The following is a 20,200-nucleotide window of genomic DNA, read 5'->3' on the forward strand; positions in this document are numbered from 1 at the left end:
CCCTGCCTCAGATCACCCTGTGTTCTGCAGGCCGGCGGCCACCCCGTTGACGGAGAGCAGCAGCAGTCGCTGCAGCTCGGGGATGTCCTCGGCCGGTGCGCCGCGGCGCAGCGCCCGCAGCGCGCGAAGCTGGATGAGGGACAGTGCGTCGACGTAGGGGCTGCGCAGCTGCACGGCCCGCCCGAGCACCCGCATGTCCGCGAGCATCCGCGTCTTGCCGGTCACCTTGAGCACCCACTCCTTGGTGATGGCCATCTCGGCCAGCACGAGGGTGGCGAGGTCCTCCCGGTCGCCCAGGGCGAGGTAGCGCTCGGCGATCCGGTCGTCCGTCTTGGCCAGCGACATCTCGACGTTGTCGATCATCGTGGAGAAGAGCGGCCACTCACGGTAGGCGGCCTGGAGCTCGTCGAGGTCGCCCACGCCGGCCAGCGCGGTGCCGAGGCCGAACCAGCCGGTCAGGTTGATCCGCGCCTGGGTCCAGGCGAACACCCACGGGATGGCGCGCAGGTCGTCGAGGGAGTTGACCGACAGCCCACGCTTGGCCGGACGGGAGCCCAGGGGCAGCAGCCCGATCTCCTCCTGCGGGGTGACCTGGGCGAACCACTTCGGGAAGCCCTCGGCGTGCACCAGCTCGAAGAAGCGTTCCCGGGACACGGCGTCCAGCGTCGCGGCCACGCCGGAGAAGCGTTCGGCGGCTGCCGCGTTGTGCTCCCCGACCGACGGCAGCGACTGCAGCAGGGTCGCCGCGGCGACCTGCTCGATGTGCCGGGTGGCGATCACCGGGTCGCCGTAGCGGGCCGCGATGACCTCGCCCTGCTCGGTGAGCTTGAACCGGCCGTCGACCGAACCCGGCGGCTGGGCGAGCACCGCGCGGTTGGCGGGGCCGCCCCCGCGTCCGAGCGCACCGCCGCGACCGTGGAACAGAGTCAGCGTGATGTTGTTGTCCTGCGCCCACTTCGAGATCCGGCTCTGGGCGTCGTACAGGGCCAGCGTGGCCGAGACCGGGCCGACGTCCTTGGAGGAGTCGGAGTACCCGAGCATGACCTCCATGCGCCTCTCGGTCTGGGCCAGGCGAGCGACCACCCGCGGATGGTCGACGATCTCGGTGAGGATCTCCGTGGCGGCCTGCAGGTCGGCGAAGGTCTCGAAGAGCGGGACGACGTCGAGCACGGGCATCTTCTCGGGGGACCCGAGGGCGTGGTCGGCCAGCGTGTAGACGTTGGCGAGGTCGTCCGCGCACTGGGTGAAGGACACGATGTACCGGCGCGCGGCGGGGGTCCCGTAGCGCTGCTGGATCGAGGCCATCGCCCGGAAGGTGTCGAGGACCTCGACGGTCCGTTCGCTCAGCGCGGGGCTGTCGGCCCCGTGCTCGGCGATCTCCGCGAGGGCCTCGCGGTGCACCTGGGAGTGCTGGCGCATCTCCATCTCGGCGAGGTGGAAGCCGAAGGTCTGCACCTGCCAGAGGAACTGCTGCAGGTCGGAGTAGGCGACGCGCTTGGCGCCCGCAGCGACGAGGGAGTCCTGGACGACCATGAGGTCGTCCAGCAGGCCGTCGGCCCCGGCGTAGGCCAGGTCGGCGTCGCGCAGGCGGGTCGCCTCGATGCGTCTGGCGATGACGAGAAGTGCCCGGCGGTGCGGCTCGTTGGGGGACCGCAGGGCGATCTCCGTGGTGAGCTCGGGGGCCAGCTGGCGCTGGCTCAGCCAGAGCTCGTCGAGGGCAGGGGAGGCCGGCGTCGTGGCGGCGTCGAGGGTCATGGTCCGCCCGACCCGCAGGGCCACGTTCTCGAGCGCGCGCAGCACGTGCTCGTTCGCGATCGCGGCGGCCTGGCGGGTGATCGCGGCCGTGACGTTCGGGTTGCCGTCCCGGTCACCGCCGATCCACGTCCCGAGCCGCACGAAGGCGGGTGCGACGGGTGCGGTCAGGCCTGCGCCGTCGACGTTGACCCAGTTCTCCAGCCGCCGGTAGACCTCCGGGAGCACGGTGAACAGGGTCTCGTCGAAGACGCCCATCGCGGTGCGGACCTCGTCGAGGGGCGACGGCTTGGTCATCCGCAGCGGGGAGGTGCGCCACAGGCCGTCGATCTCGGCGAGCAGCTGCTCGGTGTTCTCCCGCAGCGCGACGCCGCCCAGTCCGTGGTCGTCGCGGGCGGCGAGCAGCACGGTGATGCGGCGGATCGCGGAGGCGATCGCGCGGCGTCGGGCCTCGGTGGGGTGCGCGGTGAGCACCGGGCGGAACTCCAGGCCGGCCACGCGGGCCCGGGCGTCCTGGGCGCCGACCTCCTCCTCGAGCGCCCGCAGGGCGCTCGGCAGGGAGTCCTCCGGGTGAGACTGCGACGGCGTGAGCGCGGACTCTCGCTCGCGCAGCACGCGCACCCGGTGGTGCTCCTCGGCGAGGTTGACGAGGTGGAAGTAGCAGCTGAAGGCGCGTGCCACGTCCTCGGCGCGCTGCGGGGTGAAGGAGTCTACGAGAGCCTCGGCCTCCTGGAGCGCGCTGGACTCAGGGGACGTGGCAGCGAGGATGACGAGTGCGCGCAGGCACTCGACGTCCTCGAGCAGGTCGGCCCCGACGGCTTCGCTGAGGATCTGGCCGAGCAGGTCGCCCAGGAGGCGGACATCCCTGCGCAGCTGCTCGGGCATGTCCTCGCGGGCGCCGTCGCGCAGGCGCTCGGGCGCGGCGGGCTGCTCCGGTGTGTTCAAGTGGTCTGTCACCCCAACAGGTTATCGGGCCAATGTTGACCGCGTGTTTCGTGCTCACGGAGTGGAGACCGACGCCGGGCCACGTAGGGTTGAGCGGTGATCATCGCAACCCACAACGGCAAGTTCCACGCCGACGACGTCTTCGGCGTCGCGCTCCTGACGCACCTGTTCCCCGACGCCGAGGTGATCCGCACGCGCGATCCCGAGCGGCTTGCCGGCGCGGACATCGTGCTGGACGTCGGGGGGGTATACGACGTCGATGCCAAGCGCTTCGACCACCACCAGCTGAGCTCGGGCGCCCGCGACAACGGGATCCTCTACTCGGCCTTCGGTCTGCTGTGGCAGCACTACGGCAAGGACTACTGCGAGGGCGACGACGCCGTCTGGCAGCGCGTGGACTCCCGGCTGGTCCAGGCGATCGACGCGGTCGACAACGGGCAAGACCTCTACAGCCTCACCGACCTGGGCGCGGTGCCCCTCGACATCTCCGAGGTGCTGGGGCTGTTCAACCCAATCGGCGACGACGAGGACTTCGACTCCCAGTTCCTCGTGGCTGTGGCCCTGGCCGGTCAGCTGCTGGCCCGCCTGCGGCGCAAGTACCAGACGTCGCTCGCGGCCGAGCGGGACTTCCTCGCGGCGTACAAGGCCAGCCCGAGCAAGGCCTACGTCGTGCTCGACAAGTTCATCCCGCACGGCGGGATCGCGACCAAGCAGTCCAAGCTGCTGTTCACGGTGTTCCCCGGCGCCACGGGTCACTGGACCCTGCAGACCGTGCGCCCCGAGAGCTCGCAGTTCGGCTCGCGCAAGGCCTTCCCCGAGGCGTGGCGTGGGCTCAACGGCGCGGAGCTGGCCGAGGTGACCGGCGTGCCGGACGCCGTGTTCTGCCACAAGGCCGGGTTCATCGCCGCCGCGGAGTCCCGCGAGGGCGCCCTGGAGATGCTCAAGCAGGCCCTCGCGAGCAAGTAGCAAGCACCGCGCACGAGCGCACCGCACACAAGAACGCACCGGATGCCCGACGACGGGCATCCGGTGCGTTCTTCGTCTACCGGTGGGTGCTTCCTATCGGTGGGCGGCGTGCTCCGCGTGGGCCCGATCGAGGAGCTCGGTGAGCTCGGCGTCCGCCGAGTCGGTGAACTTCGCGTCCAGCCCCCGCAGGACCTTCTCGTTCTCGAGCATGACGGCGTACAGACGGTGGCGCTCGTTCGGGTCCTCGGTGTAGTCGTGGTCGAGGTAGTGGGCTGCGCTGGCGCGAGCCGACGAGATGACGTTGTGGGCCTTGCCACGCGGGCTGAGCAGCGAGGCGATCACGGTCACCGCGAGGACCCCCACGATCACCGAGAGGGACAGTGCCGTGCTGATCTCGACGATGTCGACGTGCTCACCCCCGTTGATGAACGGCAGGTTGTTCTCGTGCAGGGCGTGCATCACGAGCTTGACGCCGATGAAGCCGAGGATCGCCGCGAGACCGTAGGACAGGTAGATGAGCCGGTCGAGCAGGCCGTCCACAAGGAAGTACAGCTGGCGTAGGCCCATGAGCGAGAACGCCGTCGCGGTGAAGACGATGTACACGTTCTGCGTCAGGCCGAAGATCGCCGGGATCGAATCGAGGGCGAAGAGGATGTCCGTCCCGCCGATCGCGACCATGACGAGCAGCATCGGGGTCAGGGCACGCTTGCCGTTGTGGATCGTGAAGAGCTTGTCGCCGTCGTACTGGTCGGTCGTGTGGAAGATCTTCTTCGCCGTCCGGATGATGAAGTTGTTCGCCTCGTCACCGTCCCCCTCGCCCTCGGGCTTGAGCAGCTTGATCGCGGTGAAGAGCAGGAACAGACCGAAGAGGTAGAACAGCGCCGAGAAGCGGTTGATGAGCGCGACGCCGACGAAGATGAATGCCGTGCGGGCGATGAGCGAGAAGACGATGCCGAAGAGCAGCACCTTCTGCTGGTCTGCGCGCGGCACCTTGAAGCTCGCCATGATGATGAGGAAGACGAAGAGGTTGTCGACCGACAACGCCTTCTCCGTGATGTACCCCGCGAAGTACTCCGAGCCCATCGTCGCGCCGCCGAAGGCGAGCACGCCGAGACCGAAGATCAGCGCCAGGCCGACGTAGATCGACGACCAGATTGCGGCCTCGCGCAGCGTAGGGGTGTGGGCTTTGCGGACGTGGAAGAAGAAGTCGAACGCGAGCAGCGCCGCGATCCCCACGATCGTCAGTGCCCAGACGAGTCCTGAGACCTCCATGCATGTCCTCCAGCTGTCGCCGACCGCGCGGGATCCCGGGGCCGGTGGCGGTGCGCCCGATGATCATCGGGCGCAGTACGTTATGTCGTGTCAACGACGGGCGAGGCCCGGTGGTTCCCGGGCGGCTGCTCGGCTGCGTCACACGCGCGCGAGCGTGCGCGCCCGCTCGAGCACGGCGTCGAGCATGGCGGGGGTCAGCCGGCCGGTGTTCGTGTTGCGCTGGCTCACGTGGAAGCATCCGAGCATCGTCAGGTGGCGGCCGTCCGGGTGGGTCAGGCTGAGCTCCGCGCCGTGGCCGAAGGTGGGCCTCGGGCGGGGGACCGCCCAGCCCTGGTCGGCGAGCGACCCGAGCAGAGCGAGCCACCCGAACGCCCCCAGCACGACCGCGACCCGCGCGGTCGGGGCCGCCAGCTCGAGCTCGCGGCCCAGGTAGGGCGCGCACCGATGACGCTCTTCGGGTGTGGGCTTGTTGTCCGGGGGTGCGCAGTGCACCGGGGCTACCATCCGCAGGCCCCGCAGGATCAGCCCGTCGTCGGCGCTCACGGACGTCGGCTGGGAGGCGAAGCCGGTCCGGTGCAGCGCCGCGACGAGGAAGTCCCCGCTCGGGTCGCCGGTGAACATCCGACCGGTCCGGTTGCCGCCGTGCGCGGACGGAGCGATCCCGACGACGAGCACGCGGGCCCGCTCGTCGCCGAAGCTCGGCACCGCGCGGGCCCAGTACGTCTCGTCGGCGAAGGCCGCCCGGCGGACCCGTCCGACCTCCTCCCGCCAGGCGACCAGGCGCGGGCAGGCGAAGCAGGCGATGACGTGGGTGTCGACCTCGGTGAGGGTCGTGGCGGATCGGGCGCCCAGCGGCCAGTCGGGCGCGTCGGCCCCGGGCATCTTAGGGGGTGCGGCCCCCGCAGCTGAGTCGGCCATCTGGCCAGTCTGCGCGGTCGGCGCGGGGGCCGCCAGCAGGGCCGTCACGGCAGGGGCTGCTCGATCCACCGGTCGACGCCGGCGAGCAGCCGGGCCTTCGTGCCCGACCGCGCCAGGCTCGCCCGGATCGACCCGCGGGCGAGGTCGGCGAGCTCGGCGTCGCTGAAGCCGTGCACCCGGCGGGCGCTGGCGTACTGGTCGACCAGGCGGGAGCGGAAGAGCAGCGGGTCGTCGGCGCCGAGCGCGACCCGCGCGCCGGCGTCGACCAGGGTCCGCAGCGGGACCTGGGCGTCCTCGGGATAGACCCCGAGGGAGACGTTGGAGGCGGGGCACACCTCGAGCGCGATCTCCTGGGCGGCGAGGCGGTCGAGCAGCCGCGGGTCCTCGCAGGCGCGCACGCCGTGACCGAGCCGGTCCGGGTGCAGGGACTCGAGCACGTCGTGGACGTGGCTGGGCCCGAGCAGCTCCCCGCCGTGGGGGAGGGAGGCCAGGCCGGCCCGCCGGGCGATCGCGAAGGCGGGGGCGAAGGTCTGGGTGTCCCCGCGGCGTTCGTCGTTGCTCAGGCCGAAGCCCACGACCTCGCCCGGGCCGTCCCCGGCATGGCGGGCAGCGAGCCGCGCGAGGGTGCGCGCCTCGAGGGGGTGGCGCATGCGCGACGACGCGACGATCACGGCGACCTCGGTCCCGGTCGCCGCGCTCGCGGCCCTGGCCTCGTCGAGCACGATCTCGAGCGCGGGGGTGATCCCACCGACGAAGGGGGCGTAGGACGTCGGGTCGACCTGGATCTCCAGGCGCCCGGACCCCTCCGCGGCGTCGTCCTCCGCGGCCTCCCGGACGATCCGGCGCATGTCGTCGGCGTCGCGCACGCACGCTCGGGCGGCGTCGTAGAGGCGCTGGAAACGGAACCAGCCGCGCTCGTTGGCGGGGACCCGCAGCGGGTCGGCGTCGAGCAGGGCGGACGGCAACCGGACGCCGTGCTTGGCCGCGAGGGCGGCCAGGGTCTCCTGCCGCATCGATCCGGTGAAGTGCAGGTGCAGATGGGCCTTGGGGAGGTCGGCGAGGTCCCTGCCGGTGGGACCGGGCCGGTCGCTGTGTCTCTTGTCGTGCATCGCCCGATTGTGTCAGGGACCACGCTCAGCGAGGGACTTCTGACCTACGGGGCGCGAAGACTCGCAGGCAATGATGGAGAAGTCGGACATTCACGCTTCGACGTCGGGTTGCGGACCAGATCGAGGAGGGCAGCGAGATGCGCGTCTTAGTGAGTGCGGCGTCCAAGCACGGCGCGACGAGGGAGATTGCGGCGTTGATCGCGGCGACGCTCAACCACGCTGGCTTCGACTGCGACCACATCGATCCAGCCGACATCGCCAACGCCGGCCACTACGACGCCGTAGTGATCGGCTCGGCGGTGTACCTCGGGCAGTGGCTCCCCGAAGCCCGTGACCTCGTCGACCGGATCACCACCCAGCTCCAGGACACGCACGTGTGGCTGTTCTCCTCGGGCCTGGCCGACGCCCCGAGCAAGGACGCCAACGCCACCCCGGCCACGGCCGCGCGGATGGCGGCTCTGCAGGCCAAGGGACACCGGCACTTCCCCGGCAAGCTCGACGTCCTCGAGCTCAGCCTCGCCGAGCGCGCGGCGATCCTCGCCGCCCGCGGCAAGTACGGCGACAACCGCGACATGGACGCGGTCAAGGCATGGGCCGAGCAGATCGCTGCGGCCCTGGCGCAGGAGCCGGCGCGCACCGCCTGAGGTGCACGGCTCCGTCTTCGTGGCGCCGTGGCGCCTGGTGACCCCAGGCGTCACGGCGCCCACAGGACCCCGCGCGAGGTCAGCCGTCGTCACGACGACGCCAGCGGAACGTCCGCACACCCACGACCAGACCCGCGATCAACCATGCACCCAGGATGAACGCTGTGGCTCCGTGCTGCCAGGACCCCGACGCCTCCCACGCGGCGGCCTCGGGCGGCAGGAAGACCGATCGCATGCCCTGCGCCATCCATTTCAGCGGGAACACCTCGGCAACCTTCTGCATCCAGGTGGGCAGGTCGGTGAAGACGAAGAACACCCCGGAGACGAACTGCAGCACAAGCACGACGGGGGTCACGACCGCGCTGGCCGACTTCCCGGAGCGCGGCAAGGAAGAGAAGCCGATGCCGCAGACCGTCCCGGTCGCCGTCCCCAGCAGGAACACCCAGGCGAAGGTGAGCCACGCCGTGGACGAGGTCGGCAGGTCGATGCCGAACATGACCGAGCCGACGGCCAGCAGCAGGGCGATCTGCACGCCGGACACGAGGAGCGTCTGGAAGATCTTCCCGGCGAAGTAGCTCACGGGCGGCAACGGCGTGGCGCGCAGCCGCTTGAGCGAGCCCTCGTCGCGTTCCACGGCGATCGAGATCGCGAGCGACTGAAAGCTCGTGAGCATGACGCCGGTCGCGACCATCCCGGGCAGGAAGTACTGCGCGAAGGGGATGGCCCCGGCGCCGGCCGCGTCGCCGTCCACCATGGCGCCGTCCTGGCCGAACACCGTCGCGAAGATCGCGAGCATGATGATCGGGTAGGCGAAGATGAAGATCACCGCGTCGCGCTCGCGGAAGAACATCGTCATCTCCACCCGGGCGCGTTCGACGCTCAGGCGCAGCGCGCCGGGCAGGGGTCGGCCGGGACTCGGCTGGGTGGTCCGGGTCGCCTGAGTGCTCATCGGTTCGTCTCCTCGGTGGTCGCGGCGTCGGCGTCGGTCCCGGTGATGAGCGAGAGGTAGATGTCCTCCAGGCTCGGGCGCGCGACCAGCAGCCCGGGGATCTCGCCGCCGGCTCCCGCCAGCTCGCCCGCCAGCCTGGCCACGAGCGCGGTCGGCTGCGCCGTGCGCTCGCTGAAGTGCTGCCCCCCGCTCTCCCAGTGCACGACGGGCAGGCGGGCCTCAGCCCCGCCGAGCGTGTCCGGGGCGCCCAGGGCCACGACCCGCCCGTCCTGCACGACGGCGACCCTGTCGGCCAGGTGGGCCGCCTCGTCCAGGTAGTGGGTCGTGAGCAGGATCGTGGTGCCGCCCTCCCGCAGGGACAGCACCAGCTCCCAGAAGCTGCGCCGCGCCTGCGGGTCGAAGCCTGTCGTCGGCTCGTCGAGGAACAGCAGCTCAGGGTTCCCCACGATCCCGAGCGCCACGTCGAGGCGCCGCCGCTGTCCGCCGGAGAGCTGGCGGCCCCGGACCTTCGCCTTCTCGCGCAGCCCGACGGCCTCGATCACCTCGTCGGGATCGCGCGCGGCCGGGTAGTACGTCGCGTAGTGGTGCACCAGCTCGGAGACGGTCAGCTCAGGTTGGTCGCGGGAGTCCTGCATGACGACGCCTATCCGGGCGCGCCAGGCTCGCCCGGCATTCGCGGGGTTCTCGCCGAGCACCCGGACGACCCCGGAGTCCGGGCTGCGGAATCCCTCCAGGATCTCCACGGTCGTTGTCTTGCCGGCCCCGTTGGGCCCGAGGATCGCGAAGATCTCACCGGTCTCGACCCGCAGGTCAAGACCGTCCACGGCGGCGTGCGACCCGTAGGTCTTACGCAGGTCGGTCACGGAGATCGCGGGCGCCGGGGCGCCGGGGGAGTGCGCGGTCGTGGGATGCATGGGTCAAGCATCGTCCAGAGGTGGCCCCGGACGTGCCGGTTCGACCCACGCCATCCTGTCGCGTAGAGTACTCATTCGGTGGTTCACGTCCACCCGGATCGGACGCGCCCAGCAGGTCGCGGAGGAATCGGGGGTGACATGACCTCGAAGGGTAGTGGCGCAATTGGTAGCGCAGCGGTCTCCAAAACCGCAGGTTGCAGGTTCGAGTCCTGTCTGCCCTGCAAGGCGCCGCCGTCGACGCGAGTCGACGAGGGTGTTTCCTCGGTCACGAGGGTGATCGGTCATAGGCACACGAGAAGGCAAGCCACGACGTAGGGACGAACAGTGAGCGATTCCGCATCAGGTGCCGCCAGCGCCGAGGGCGTCAGTGTCAGCGGCGGGAAGAGCGGAAAGAAGGCCGAGCAGAAGAAGGCCAACTTCTTCGCCCGCGTCGCCCTCTTCGTGCGCCAGGTCGTTGCTGAGCTGAAGAAGGTCGTCGTCCCGACCCGCCCTGAGCTGATCAACTACGTTGTTGTCGTCATCGTGTTTGTGCTCGTGGCCATGGCGTTCGTGCTTGTGCTCGACTTCCTCATCGGCAAGGGCGTCTTCGCGCTCTTCGGCTGACGCCGCCAGGTCCTCGGAGCCGGATCACCGCTTCGGTATGGGCCGGTGGGCCCCACGTGCAACAGCTCGGCACCGGCCGCAGGCCAGGATCGAGCATCCATTCAGAAGTAGTCCGGGCTGGTCTCGGAAAGTCAGTAGAAAGCAGGTTGGCCCGTGTCTCAGGAGTCGTTCGAACCGACGGAGGAGATCGTCGACGCCGTCGCTGGCGACGCCGCGAGCACGGAAGCGGACACCTCCGCAGAGAACCTGCCGGTCGAGGCTGACGAGGTCGAGGACGAGTCTGCAGACGAGGGGTCCGCAGACGAAGAGTCCACCGACGAGGTCGACGCCGACTCCGTCGAGGACGCTGAGGCCGACTCTGACGAGGAGGAGGAAGAGGACCCGGTCGAGGTGTTCAAGCGGGAGCTGCGCTCCAAGCCTGGCGACTGGTTCGTGATCCACTCTTACGCTGGCTACGAGAACCGCGTCAAGGCGAACCTCGAGAACCGCATCCAGAGCCTCAACATGGAGGACTTCATCTTCCAGATCGAGGTCCCGATGGAAGAGGTCACCGAGATCAAGAACGCCCAGCGCAAGATCGTGCGCCGCGTCCGGATCCCCGGTTACGTCCTCGTCCGCATGGACCTGACCGACGAGTCGTGGGGTGCGGTCCGCCACACTCCCGGTGTCACAGGCTTCGTCGGCCACACCCACCAGCCCGTTCCGCTCACGCAGAACGAGGTCTTCGGAATGCTCGCGCCGCTCATCGCCCCCAAGGCGGAGGCTGGCGCGAAGGGCGCTTCGGCGCCCGTCATCGAGGTCGACTACCAGATCGGTGAGTCGGTCACGGTGACCGACGGGCCGTTCGACACGTTGCCCGCCACGATTTCGGAGATCAACGCCGAGGGCCAGAAGCTCAAGGTGCTGGTATCAATCTTCGGCCGGGAGACCCCGGTTGAGTTGTCGTTCAGCCAGGTCGCCAAGATCTGATACTGAGCGAGCCGACGGCGTCAGAGGGCGTCGTCAATCACTGAGTCAGAACACGAAGGACCCGATATGCCTCCCAAGAAGAAGGTATCTGGGCTTATCAAGCTCCAGATCAAGGCCGGCGCTGCCACGCCGGCACCCCCGATCGGCCCCGCGCTCGGTCAGCACGGCGTCAACATCATGGAATTCTGCAAGGCCTACAACGCGGCGACCGAGTCGCAGCGCGGCAGTGTGGTTCCGGTGGAGATCACGGTCTACGAAGACCGTTCCTTCACCTTCATCACCAAGACCCCGCCGGCAGCAGAGATGATCAAGCAGGCCGCAGGCGTGGACAAGGGTTCGCCCACCCCGCACACGGTCAAGGTCGCCTCGCTGACCGCGGCTCAGGTGCGAGACATCGCCCAGACCAAGTTCGAAGACCTCAACGCGAACGACCTCGACGCTGCGTCGAAGATCATCGCCGGCACGGCTCGTTCCATGGGCATCACGGTTCAGGTCTGATCCAGCCCTGATCATTCATCTTTCGCTGACAGGTCCTTGATCTGTCAGACAGTGGCAGGGTCCGCGCGGACCCGCAGACCACGACTGCTCTAAGGAGAACAAGCAGATGGCAACGCGCAGCAAGGCATATCGCACCGCGGCCGAGAAGATCGACCGCGACAACCTGTACACCCCCCTCGAGGCCGTGCGCCTCGCCAAGGAGACCTCGGTCACCAAGTGGGACGCGACCGTCGAGGTCGCCTTCCGTCTGGGCGTCGACCCCCGCAAGGCGGACCAGATGGTCCGCGGAACGGTGATCCTCCCGCACGGAACCGGCAAGACCGCCCGCGTCCTCGTCTTCGCGACCGGTGAGCGTGCCGAGCAGGCCCGCGCGGCCGGCGCCGACGTCGTCGGTGGTGACGAGCTCATCGAGCGGGTTGCCGCCGGCTTCACCGACTTCGACTCGGCTGTCGCTACCCCTGACCTCATGGGCAAGGTCGGTCGCCTCGGTAAGGTGCTTGGCCCCCGTGGCCTCATGCCGAACCCGAAGACCGGAACCGTGACCATGGACGTGGCCAAGGCCGTGTCCGAGATCAAGGGCGGAAAGATCGAGTTCCGCGTCGACAAGCACTCGAACCTCCACTTCATCATCGGCAAGGCGTCCTTCCCCGAGACCTCGCTCGTGGAGAACTACGCCGCGGCGATCGACGAGGTTCTTCGGTTGAAGCCCTCGTCCTCAAAGGGCCGCTACATCAACAAGGCGACCATCGCGACGACGATGGGCCCCGGCGTTCCCGTGGACCCGTCCAAGACGACGAAGCTGCTCGGCGAAGACGAGTCCTGATCGTCTCTCTCCCCGCATAGCGCACACACGACTCGAGCCGGATCCCGTCAGGGGTCCGGCTCGAGTCGTCTCTGATGTATCAGGATCGGTTCCTCGTTCTCTTCTCAGGTGTGAGCGGCAGCCGTGCGCGACCTCACACAGGTCATATGGTGCAATCGGTCCCAGCGTTCTATGATCAGCCCGATCCCGAGGGAGCGCTGACAGATGGACATGATCGAAGACGACACGCCGGCGACCGGCTACGTGGGCAGCGGGATCGCCGACCGTGCCGCGCGTGCGCTGATCGCGTACCGGGCCGGGTTCCCCACCCTCATGGGTGAGGCCGTCAGGGAGATCACACCGCTGCTGTGGTACGCGGTGCGGTCCCAAGGAGTGGGTCGGGACAGGGCCGAGGACGTGGTGCAGGGTGTCTGGGTGTCCTTCGTGGGGGGCATCGACACGATCCGAGAGCCCCAGGCCCTGCTGCAGTGGCTCCTCGTCGCTGCGCGCCGGGCCGCGTGGGCCTCCGTCCGGGCAAGCAGAGCCGACGCCGTGAAGCAGGCGCCCGTCCAGGATTCCGACGCCGACCGGCTCCAGGCCCTGGTCACAGTGCCGGAGGTCGACGCTCAGGTTCTTCATGACGAGCGGGACCGTGTCCTGTGGGCCAGGTTCGCGCTGCTCCCGGAACGGTGCCAGGCACTCTTGCGGTTGATCTCCCTCGCAGAGCGACCGGACTATCAACAGATCTCGGCGGCCCTTGACATGCCGGTCGGCAGCATCGGCGCCACCCGAGGCCGCTGCCTTGCCAAGCTCCGCACACTGCTCGCCGACGATGACGTCAGGGGTTTCTCATGACCGAGAGCTGGATGGAAGGCGCACGCGCCGATGAACCGATGGATGAGGCGGACCAGGAGATCCTGCGCTCGCTCGGCGCGGCCGTCGTCCTCGTGGACCCGGTGCCCGACGGGCTGGTCGACCGCATCTTGTTCGCGATGACCCTCGAGCGGCTCGATGCTGACGTCGCCGAGATGATGGAGCAGGTCAGCACCGAGCCGGTCTCGATCCGCGGGGACGCTGCGGCGGTCGCCGAGACGATCACCTTCACCTCGTCCGAGCTGAGCGTGATGATCACTCTGTCGGAGGTCGCGGGGGGCGTGCGGATAGACGGCTGGGTGGCGCCGGGCGGCGCCTTCCGGATCGAGGTCCATCGTTCCGCTGGAGTGGACGTCACGGAGACTGATCCCGACGGACGGTTCGTCTTCACGGCTGTGCCGCGAGGCCAGGCGAGCCTGCTGATCCATTGCGAGGAACCGCACCGACGGTCGCTGAGGACACCGACGTTCGAGCTGTGAGGCAGGACCGATCCACCGGTGAACCACCACCTGAGCTCTGACCGACCAAGGAGTACGGATGACGACCGACGACACGCGCCCAGGACAGGCCGGCCAGCCGGCCGATGATGGTGGCGAGAGCCACCTGTCGTTGGTCTGGCGGACGAGCTTCCTCGATCCGAGCGGCGCCGACCGTACCCCGACGGACCGCACCCTCCACCCGACCTGGTACGTGAGCGACCGGATCCTCGTCTCGGGTCCGGCCCCCGTACCCGGGGTGGCCGTCGAGCAGGACCCGGGGCTCGCGGAGCTCGCTCGGGTGGCCGCGGAGGCCGGCTATGCCGTCGAGGTCGACCCGCGTGCCGTCCGGGACATCGCGCTGCTCCGGGGCGGCCGGCTCTCCGAGGAGGCGGCACACAGCCTCCTTGCGAGCTACGCCTACGCCGTGACCCTCGTGCCGGAGCCCGGACGGGTCGAGGCGCCCGTGGACGCGTGGGACATTCTGCAACGTGTGCAGTCCGACGTGCAGTCCCCCGGACTGGACGGCTCGGCCAGCAGGGTCGGCGGCAGAGATCCCGGCAGCTGGGTCGAGGGACCCGTGTACGGGCTCGACCACGTCATCAGCGCGACGACCCCGGCGCAGTCCCACCCGTTCTCTCAGCCGCATCCTTTCTCCCAACCACATCCGTTCTCCCAGTCGCACCCGTTCTCTCAGCCGCACCCCTTCTCCCAACCACATCCGTTCTCGCAGCCGCATCCGTTCTCCCAGCCTCACCCCTTCGACCAGCAGAGCCCGGCGGCCGGCCTCGACGAGTATGCGGTCCCGGGTTCAGGGGGACGCCAGCCCGTCGCGTGGGTGGGGCCGGCCCCGGTGCGTCGCCACGACGACGGCGCATCGGCATTCATGACGTCGTCGGGCGTGCGGCGCCCGGTGATCGCGGTCTTCGACACGGGGACGGGGGAGCACCCCTGGCTCGGCCCGGAGGCGGTCGTCCGGGACCCGCGGGTCCTGGACATCCCGATCGGGTCCTTCATCGCGCCCGCGCACCCGGTCGAGGACTCCGAGGTCGGGGGCATGTCGCTGTCACCCCTGACAGGTCCGCTCGACCCGGTCGCGGGCCACGGAACCTTCATCGCGGGGATCCTGCGTCAGGTCTGCCCCGACGCCGTGGTGCTCTCCTGCCGCGTATACGGCGGAGCGGGCGCGGTCGCCGAGTCGGACCTGCTCGGCTCGCTGAACCGGTTGCTGGCATTTCACCTGCTCGGGCTCTCGGGGGAGGACGGGCATCAGCCGGTCGACGTCTTGTCGCTGTCTATGGGCTACTACCACGAGCGCCCCGAGGACGAGGCCTTCGACGAGCCGCTCGGCCGGGCTTTGCGGCTGTTGCGCAGATGGGGGATGACCGTCGTGGTCTCGGCGGGGAACGACGGGCAGACCAAGCCCAGCTTCCCCGCGGCCTTCGCGCCGCTGGTGGACCGTCGCGTGTCACCGCCGGTGTTCACGCACCCCTCGGAGGTGGACCCCTCCCTGGCCCCGATCATCGCGGTCGCCGCCCTCAACCCCGACCAGAGCACCGCGCTGTTCAGCAACGACGGACCGTGGGTCACGACAGCCCGAACCGGTGCAAGCCTGGTGAGCACCGCCCCGGTCACGCTCGACGGGGCGTGGGCGCCCCATCGTTCGCTCGCGGGGATGTGGGATGCGACGCCGCGTCGCACGATCGACCCGGAGCGGTTCGCGGGCGGCTTCGCGGTGTGGAGCGGCACGTCCTTCTCGACTCCCGTCGTCGCCGCTGAGCTCGCCCAGGCGGTGCTCGCGGAGAAGTCCACGCGACGGGCGGCGGAAGAACGGGTCGAGGACAGGCGATCGGACCTGGTCCGGCGGGCGTGGGCGGCCGTCACGGCCGTCCTTGGGCTCGTGCCGGTGAGCGGGAGTCGGACGGGCTGACCCGACCTCGCGCGGGCCGCCGTCGGATCGGGTGAAATGCCGGGTAGGCACGGCTCGACGGGGTGGGAGTGCGTAGAGTCGATGGGTCCCCCGGATTTGGAGGCTCCGTGTCTGACCGCCCGGATCTGCTGAGCGTCGGCGGCGCGCCCACGGGCGACGCCGACGTCGGGCAGGAAGCCGCCCGGACACGTGACGAGCCGGACTCGGTCCGCCTGGACGATCTCACCCGCCGCTTCGATGAGGCGCTGGCGCTCACCGCCGCGAGCCTCCCGGCGCAGGTGCTCACGATCGGGTCTGCCGCGCTGGAGGAGGTCGAGAAGATCTTGGCCAGCCCGGGGCTCCGCGCGGCGGACGAGACCCGAGGGCTGGTGCTGCGAGCCCGGCTGCTCCTGACGACGAGCGGTGCATCCTACGACCTGGACGCCGATCGGGCGGCGAGCCTCGACCGGCTGGACCGCGCCGCGGACAGCGCCCGTCGGGCTGGCGCCGACGACGTCGTGATGGCGGTCCACGGCCAGCGGGCCTACATCGCCATGCGCGCGGGGGACGCGGAGACCGCGACCGCCGAGTACGACCGGGCTGTGGCCCTGATCGCGGCGGCAGAGCCGCGCGACGCGTGCGTCCTCCTGCTCAACCGCGGGTGCCTGAGCCTCGAGCAGGGCCGCCTCGCCCAGGCCCGCCACGACTTCGAGGACTGCGTGGACCGCGCGCGGTCGGCCGGGCTCCCCGGGCTCGTCCACCGGGCCTCCCACAACCTGGCCTACGGGGAGTTCCTCGGCGGTGACCTGCCGCGCGCCTTCGCGATGTTCGACGCGGCCGAGGAACTGCTCACGTATGAGGGCGCGAGCGAGGACCAGCCCGTGGTCGCCCTCGATCGTGCCCAGGTGTTCGTCGAGGCGGGGCTGCTGAGCGAGGCGGACGCCCAGCTGCGCAGCGCCCGGGCCTCCTTCGAGGAGCGGGGGTTCGGCCACGAGCGGGGCGAGGTGGATCTGCTGCGCGCCCGGGTCGCGTTGTTGCTGGACGACCCGGGGCAGGGCTTGGCGCTGGCTCGGGCTGCGAGGCTCACGTTCGCCAAGCGCCAGAACGCCGTCTGGAAGGTCCGGGCGGACCTGGTCGTCCACCAGGCGCTCGTGGCGCTGCACGAGGCACGGGAGCCGGTCCGGACCCGATCGCTCCTGGCGGTCGCGGCGCGGGTCGAAATTCTGGCCGCCGAGGCTGGGGCCCTCGCCCGGTCCGCGGGCGCCGAGGTGGCCCGTGATGCTCGGGTGCTGGCGGCGCAGGCCTACGTGCGTGGCGGCGCGCTGCGGCGCGCCCAGAGTCTCCTCGAAGGTATCGACAGCAGCTACAGCACCGACGGCGACGGCCCTCTGGCGCTCCCGGGGCGGGGGTCCCTGCCTCGTCAGCTGCATCGCGTGCTCGTGGGCGCCCACCTCGCCTTCGCCCAGGGGGATCGATCGGGCGGGCGGAGCCAGGTCGCCGCGGGCCAGGCGCTGCTCGGCGGGTACCGGGCACAGTTCGGCTCGGTCGACGCTGTCACCGCCAGCTCGATCCATGGCCTCCGGCTGATCGAGGCCGACCTGGCGGACGCGCTCGCGAGCGGCTCGGCGGACCTGGTGCTCGAGACGGTCGAGCGCGGGCGGGCGGCCTTCGCCGGTCCCGCGGGCGTGCGGCCCGACGTCGACCCGGCGGTCGCGGAGGCCACCTCCCGTCTGCGTCAGCTGAGCGAGCAGCTCCGCCTTCTGCCGGCTGACGCCGACCCGCACGAGTCGGCGCGCCTGAGCGCGGAGGCGTCCGGGGTCAGACAGGAGGTCCGTGCGATGGGCTGGCGCAGGGGGAGCGGTCACGAGGCACCGACTGCCATGACCATGGACCAGGTTCAGGCTCAGGTCGCCGCGCGAGGCGACCTCACGGTGATCAACTTCATGGCGCTGCACGGGGTGCTCCATGCGGTCGTCGTCGACCGCCTCGGCGCCCGACTGGAGGTCGTGGGCCCCGCAGCGGCGATCGACGAGCAGGTGCGCAGGGTGCGCGGTGACCTGGCCGCGATGGCCAACACGCTGATTCCCGAGGGGCTGCGTGCGACCGCCGTCCGGTCCCTGCGCAGCGGGGCCGCGCGGCTGGACGAGGTGCTGCTCGCCGGTGTGCGCGAGCGGGGACCGCTGCACGTCGTCGCCCCCGGCTTCCTGCTCGCCCTCCCGTGGCAGGAGCTGCCCTCGCGGCGCGGTCTCGCGACGAGCGCGGGATCACACCTTCTTGACCTGCCCCCGGAACCCGGCCCTCGGCGCCGGGCCGCGGTCGGCGGAGTCACCGCAGTCGCTGGGCCCCAGGTGCGGCTCGCCGGCCGGGAGGCCGAGGCCGTGGCGGGTCTCTGGCCGGGGGCAGAGGTGCTCGACGGCGCGGCGGCCACGACCACGGCGCTGGTCCGTGCCCTGGGCGCCCGGGACGTCGTCCACCTCGCCGCGCACGGGACGCACGTGGTGGCAAACCCGCTGTTCTCGAGCGTCCGGCTCAGTGACGGCCCGCTCTTCGCCTACGAGCTGGAGGGCATGCGCCTGCACCCCACGGTCGTGGTCCTGTCGGCCTGCGAGGTGGGTCAGGTGACGCCGACGCCGGGCGGTCAGGTGCTGGGCTTCGCGAGCGTCCTGCTCCGGCTCGGCGTGCAGACCGTCGTCGCGGCCGTAGGGCCCGTCGATGACGCCGTGGCGCATGCGGCCATGTCCCGTTTTCACGAGCGCTTGAGGGGCGGGGCGACCCCGCAGGATTCGCTCGCGGACGCCGCCGCAGCATCCGACGTCCCGTTGCCGTTCGTCTGCTTCGCCTCCACCTTGCACATCGGACCGGCGGGTGTGAGCACCGGTGATGCCCTGGCGTCGCGCTAGCGGCATTCGACGGCGATGTTGGCCGCACCCAGAAGATGGCGTACAGTATCGGTGTTACCAAAGACCGCAGGTCGTTGGCTGCTGCTCTAGGGCAGTGGGTCAGCCGAAGCTCCGCATAGACGGGGACCAGCGCAGGTGAGAGACATGGCATGCGGGCCCGCCCGCTGTGACACGAGCTCCGCACCTGTGCGGGGCTCTTTTTCTTTGTCCTGGCTCGGCTCCCTCGGGAACGTCTAGCGGTACCACCATCGGAAGGATTGCCATGGCGAGGCCGGACAAGGCAGCCGCAGTCGCAGAGCTCACGGACCTGTTCCGCGAGTCGAACGCTGCCGTGCTGACCGAGTACCGCGGGCTCACCGTCGCGCAGCTCAAGCAGCTGCGTCGGTCGCTCAGCGGCAACGCAACCTTCGCAGTGGTGAAGAACACGCTGACCGCAATCGCGGCCAAGGAGGCCGGCGTCGAGGGACTTGACGCCGCGCTTGCTGGGCCGTCGGCAATCGCCTTCATCACCGGGGATCCGGTTGAGGCTGCCAAGGGTCTGCGTGACTTCGCCAAGGCGAACCCCCAGCTCGTCATCAAGGCGGGTGTCCTTGACGGACGCCCGTTGACGGCCGCGGACATCACGAAGCTCGCGGACCTCGAGTCCCGCGAGGTTCTGCTGGCCAAGGCAGCTGGCGTTTTCAAGGCGTCGCTCTACCAGGCGGCGTACCTGTTCACGGCCCCCGCATCACAGGCTGTGCGCACCATCGACGCCCTTCGCGAGAAGCAGGCTTCGCAGGAAGTCGCTGCCTGAGTCTTCCTTCGGGAAGGTAAGGCAACGCACACACATCACTTTTCTGCTTCACGCAGGACAACTAGGAAGGAACGCCGACCATGGCGAAGCTCAGCACCGAAGAGCTCATTGCAGCTTTCAAGGACCTGACCCTCATCGAGCTCTCGGAGTTCGTCAAGGCATTCGAGGAGACCTTCGAGGTCACCGCGGCAGCCCCCGCCGCAGTTGCAGTTGCCGGTCCGGCAGCCGCTGCCGCTGAGGTCGAGGAAGAGAAGGACGAGTTCGACGTCATTCTCGAGTCGGCTGGCGAGAAGAAGATCCAGGTCATCAAGGAGGTCCGTGCCCTCACGAGCCTCGGCCTGAAGGAGGCCAAGGACCTCGTTGACGCAGCTCCGAAGGCAGTCCTCGAGGGTGCAAACAAGGAGACGGCCGAGAAGGCCAAGGCTGCCCTCGAAGGCGCCGGCGCGACCGTCACCGTCAAGTGATCTGAGCCCTCTGGGCTCGGGCCGACAGCAGTGATCGCCAGCGATCGCGGTAGCCGGTCCACATCAGTGCGATGAGGCCCGCACCCTGTCAAGGGTGCGGGCCTCATCGTCTCTCCTCTGAGATTTCCGGCGGTCAGCCGCTCCGGAGCTCTCTGGCGGAACGCCCGCCCGGCGACTTCGCCCGGGCTGGTTCGCACATGCACAAACGACCGTGTTGCGTTTTCTTGACTCGGTCGGCTATGCTAACGCTTTGCGCTGGCGTGTGCCTGCAAAACCCATCCATGGTGTCGTACGGCTTGACGGTCTGAACTCTCGGGGCGACCTCCGAGCAGGTTCCCGCCCAGGGTCTGACGGCAGGTGAGCCCAGTGAATCCCGTCTTGTGACGGTGGATCTGGGGTCGCGGGGTGTCCATGACACCACAAGGGTGAACGAGCAGGCCACAA

At 69.8% G+C, this 20,200-nt stretch carries 18 protein-coding genes and 1 tRNA gene; 13 read left to right on the forward strand and 6 right to left on the reverse strand.

Translation table 11 applies throughout. From position 1 onward, the window contains the following. Positions 1 to 12 precede the first annotated feature (12 nt). Positions 13 to 2,637, reverse strand: a complete 2,625-nt coding sequence (locus tag BLQ50_RS06095) for a phosphoenolpyruvate carboxylase (RefSeq protein WP_093182599.1) — start codon at positions 2,635 to 2,637, stop codon at positions 13 to 15. Between the two features lie 156 nt (positions 2,638 to 2,793). Here BLQ50_RS06095 and BLQ50_RS06100 point away from each other — a divergent pair, with 156 nt between their 5' ends. Then, the gene (locus BLQ50_RS06100; RefSeq protein WP_093182091.1) at positions 2,794 to 3,663 is read left to right on the forward strand and encodes an MYG1 family protein; all 870 of its coding nucleotides are present in this window, start codon (positions 2,794 to 2,796) and stop codon (positions 3,661 to 3,663) included. A gap of 93 nt (positions 3,664 to 3,756) precedes the next feature. On the opposite strand, the gene BLQ50_RS06105 is transcribed toward BLQ50_RS06100, so the two are convergent. The 3 genes from BLQ50_RS06105 to BLQ50_RS06115 form a co-directional block, all read right to left on the reverse strand. Then, on the reverse strand, positions 3,757 to 4,935 hold the full coding sequence (locus tag BLQ50_RS06105) for a TerC family protein (protein WP_093182093.1): 1,179 nt from the start codon (positions 4,933 to 4,935) through the stop codon (positions 3,757 to 3,759). Positions 4,936 to 5,073: 138 nt separating this feature from the next. Then, positions 5,074 to 5,853 (reverse strand): uracil-DNA glycosylase, encoded by a 780-nt coding sequence (locus BLQ50_RS06110; RefSeq protein ID WP_245700930.1) that lies wholly within the window; start codon positions 5,851 to 5,853, stop codon positions 5,074 to 5,076. 44 nt (positions 5,854 to 5,897) lie between these two features. Then, positions 5,898 to 6,962: an adenosine deaminase gene (locus tag BLQ50_RS06115; RefSeq protein WP_093182094.1), complete on the reverse strand. Its 1,065-nt coding sequence runs from the start codon at positions 6,960 to 6,962 to the stop codon at positions 5,898 to 5,900. 137 nt (positions 6,963 to 7,099) lie between these two features. Here BLQ50_RS06115 and BLQ50_RS06120 point away from each other — a divergent pair, with 137 nt between their 5' ends. Continuing rightward, entirely contained in the window at positions 7,100 to 7,606 is a 507-nt protein-coding gene (locus BLQ50_RS06120; protein ID WP_175559042.1) for a flavodoxin domain-containing protein, read from the forward strand. A 79-nt stretch (positions 7,607 to 7,685) separates the two neighbouring features. On the opposite strand, the gene BLQ50_RS06125 is transcribed toward BLQ50_RS06120, so the two are convergent. Continuing rightward, positions 7,686 to 8,555, reverse strand: a complete 870-nt coding sequence (locus tag BLQ50_RS06125) for an ABC transporter permease (RefSeq protein ID WP_093182097.1) — start codon at positions 8,553 to 8,555, stop codon at positions 7,686 to 7,688. After that, a complete protein-coding gene (locus BLQ50_RS06130; protein WP_093182099.1) occupies positions 8,552 to 9,469 on the reverse strand; it encodes an ABC transporter ATP-binding protein in 918 nt (305 codons plus the stop codon). Before BLQ50_RS06130 ends, BLQ50_RS06125 begins: the two co-directional genes overlap by 4 nt. 148 nt (positions 9,470 to 9,617) lie before the next feature. Here BLQ50_RS06130 and BLQ50_RS06135 point away from each other — a divergent pair. The 11 genes from BLQ50_RS06135 (at position 9,618) to rplL (ending at position 19,756) form a co-directional block, all read left to right on the forward strand. Next, positions 9,618 to 9,690 (forward strand) — tRNA-Trp (locus BLQ50_RS06135). 103 nt (positions 9,691 to 9,793) lie between these two features. Further along, entirely contained in the window at positions 9,794 to 10,072 is a 279-nt protein-coding gene (gene secE / locus BLQ50_RS06140) for a preprotein translocase subunit SecE (RefSeq protein ID WP_093182100.1), read from the forward strand. 153 nt (positions 10,073 to 10,225) lie between these two features. Further along, a complete protein-coding gene (nusG, locus tag BLQ50_RS06145) occupies positions 10,226 to 11,041 on the forward strand; it encodes a transcription termination/antitermination protein NusG (RefSeq protein ID WP_093182102.1) in 816 nt (271 codons plus the stop codon). 66 nt (positions 11,042 to 11,107) lie between these two features. Next, a complete protein-coding gene (gene rplK / locus BLQ50_RS06150) occupies positions 11,108 to 11,539 on the forward strand; it encodes a 50S ribosomal protein L11 (RefSeq protein WP_093182103.1) in 432 nt (143 codons plus the stop codon). A 106-nt stretch (positions 11,540 to 11,645) separates the two neighbouring features. Beyond that, positions 11,646 to 12,362, forward strand: coding sequence for a 50S ribosomal protein L1 (gene rplA / locus BLQ50_RS06155; RefSeq protein WP_093182105.1), 717 nt, complete (start codon positions 11,646 to 11,648; stop codon positions 12,360 to 12,362). Between the two features lie 204 nt (positions 12,363 to 12,566). After that, positions 12,567 to 13,196, forward strand: a complete 630-nt coding sequence (locus BLQ50_RS06160; RefSeq protein ID WP_093182106.1) for an RNA polymerase sigma factor — start codon at positions 12,567 to 12,569, stop codon at positions 13,194 to 13,196. Next, complete coding sequence (locus tag BLQ50_RS06165) at positions 13,193 to 13,693, forward strand: hypothetical protein (protein ID WP_093182108.1); 501 nt, start codon at positions 13,193 to 13,195, stop codon at positions 13,691 to 13,693. The genes BLQ50_RS06160 and BLQ50_RS06165 overlap by 4 nt, the downstream gene beginning before the upstream one ends. Before the next feature lie 58 nt (positions 13,694 to 13,751). Further along, entirely contained in the window at positions 13,752 to 15,620 is a 1,869-nt protein-coding gene (locus BLQ50_RS06170) for a S8/S53 family peptidase (protein WP_093182109.1), read from the forward strand. A 107-nt stretch (positions 15,621 to 15,727) separates the two neighbouring features. Continuing rightward, the gene (locus tag BLQ50_RS06175) at positions 15,728 to 18,499 is read left to right on the forward strand and encodes a CHAT domain-containing protein (RefSeq protein WP_093182110.1); all 2,772 of its coding nucleotides are present in this window, start codon (positions 15,728 to 15,730) and stop codon (positions 18,497 to 18,499) included. A 262-nt stretch (positions 18,500 to 18,761) separates the two neighbouring features. After that, on the forward strand, positions 18,762 to 19,292 hold the full coding sequence (gene rplJ / locus BLQ50_RS06180; protein WP_093182112.1) for a 50S ribosomal protein L10: 531 nt from the start codon (positions 18,762 to 18,764) through the stop codon (positions 19,290 to 19,292). Between the two features lie 80 nt (positions 19,293 to 19,372). Then, entirely contained in the window at positions 19,373 to 19,756 is a 384-nt protein-coding gene (gene rplL, locus BLQ50_RS06185; protein ID WP_093182113.1) for a 50S ribosomal protein L7/L12, read from the forward strand. The last annotated feature ends 444 nt before the right edge of the window (positions 19,757 to 20,200 follow it).

This window comes from Sanguibacter gelidistatuariae, from assembly GCF_900096585.1.
GTDB classification, from domain to species: domain Bacteria; phylum Actinomycetota; class Actinomycetes; order Actinomycetales; family Cellulomonadaceae; genus Sanguibacter; species Sanguibacter gelidistatuariae.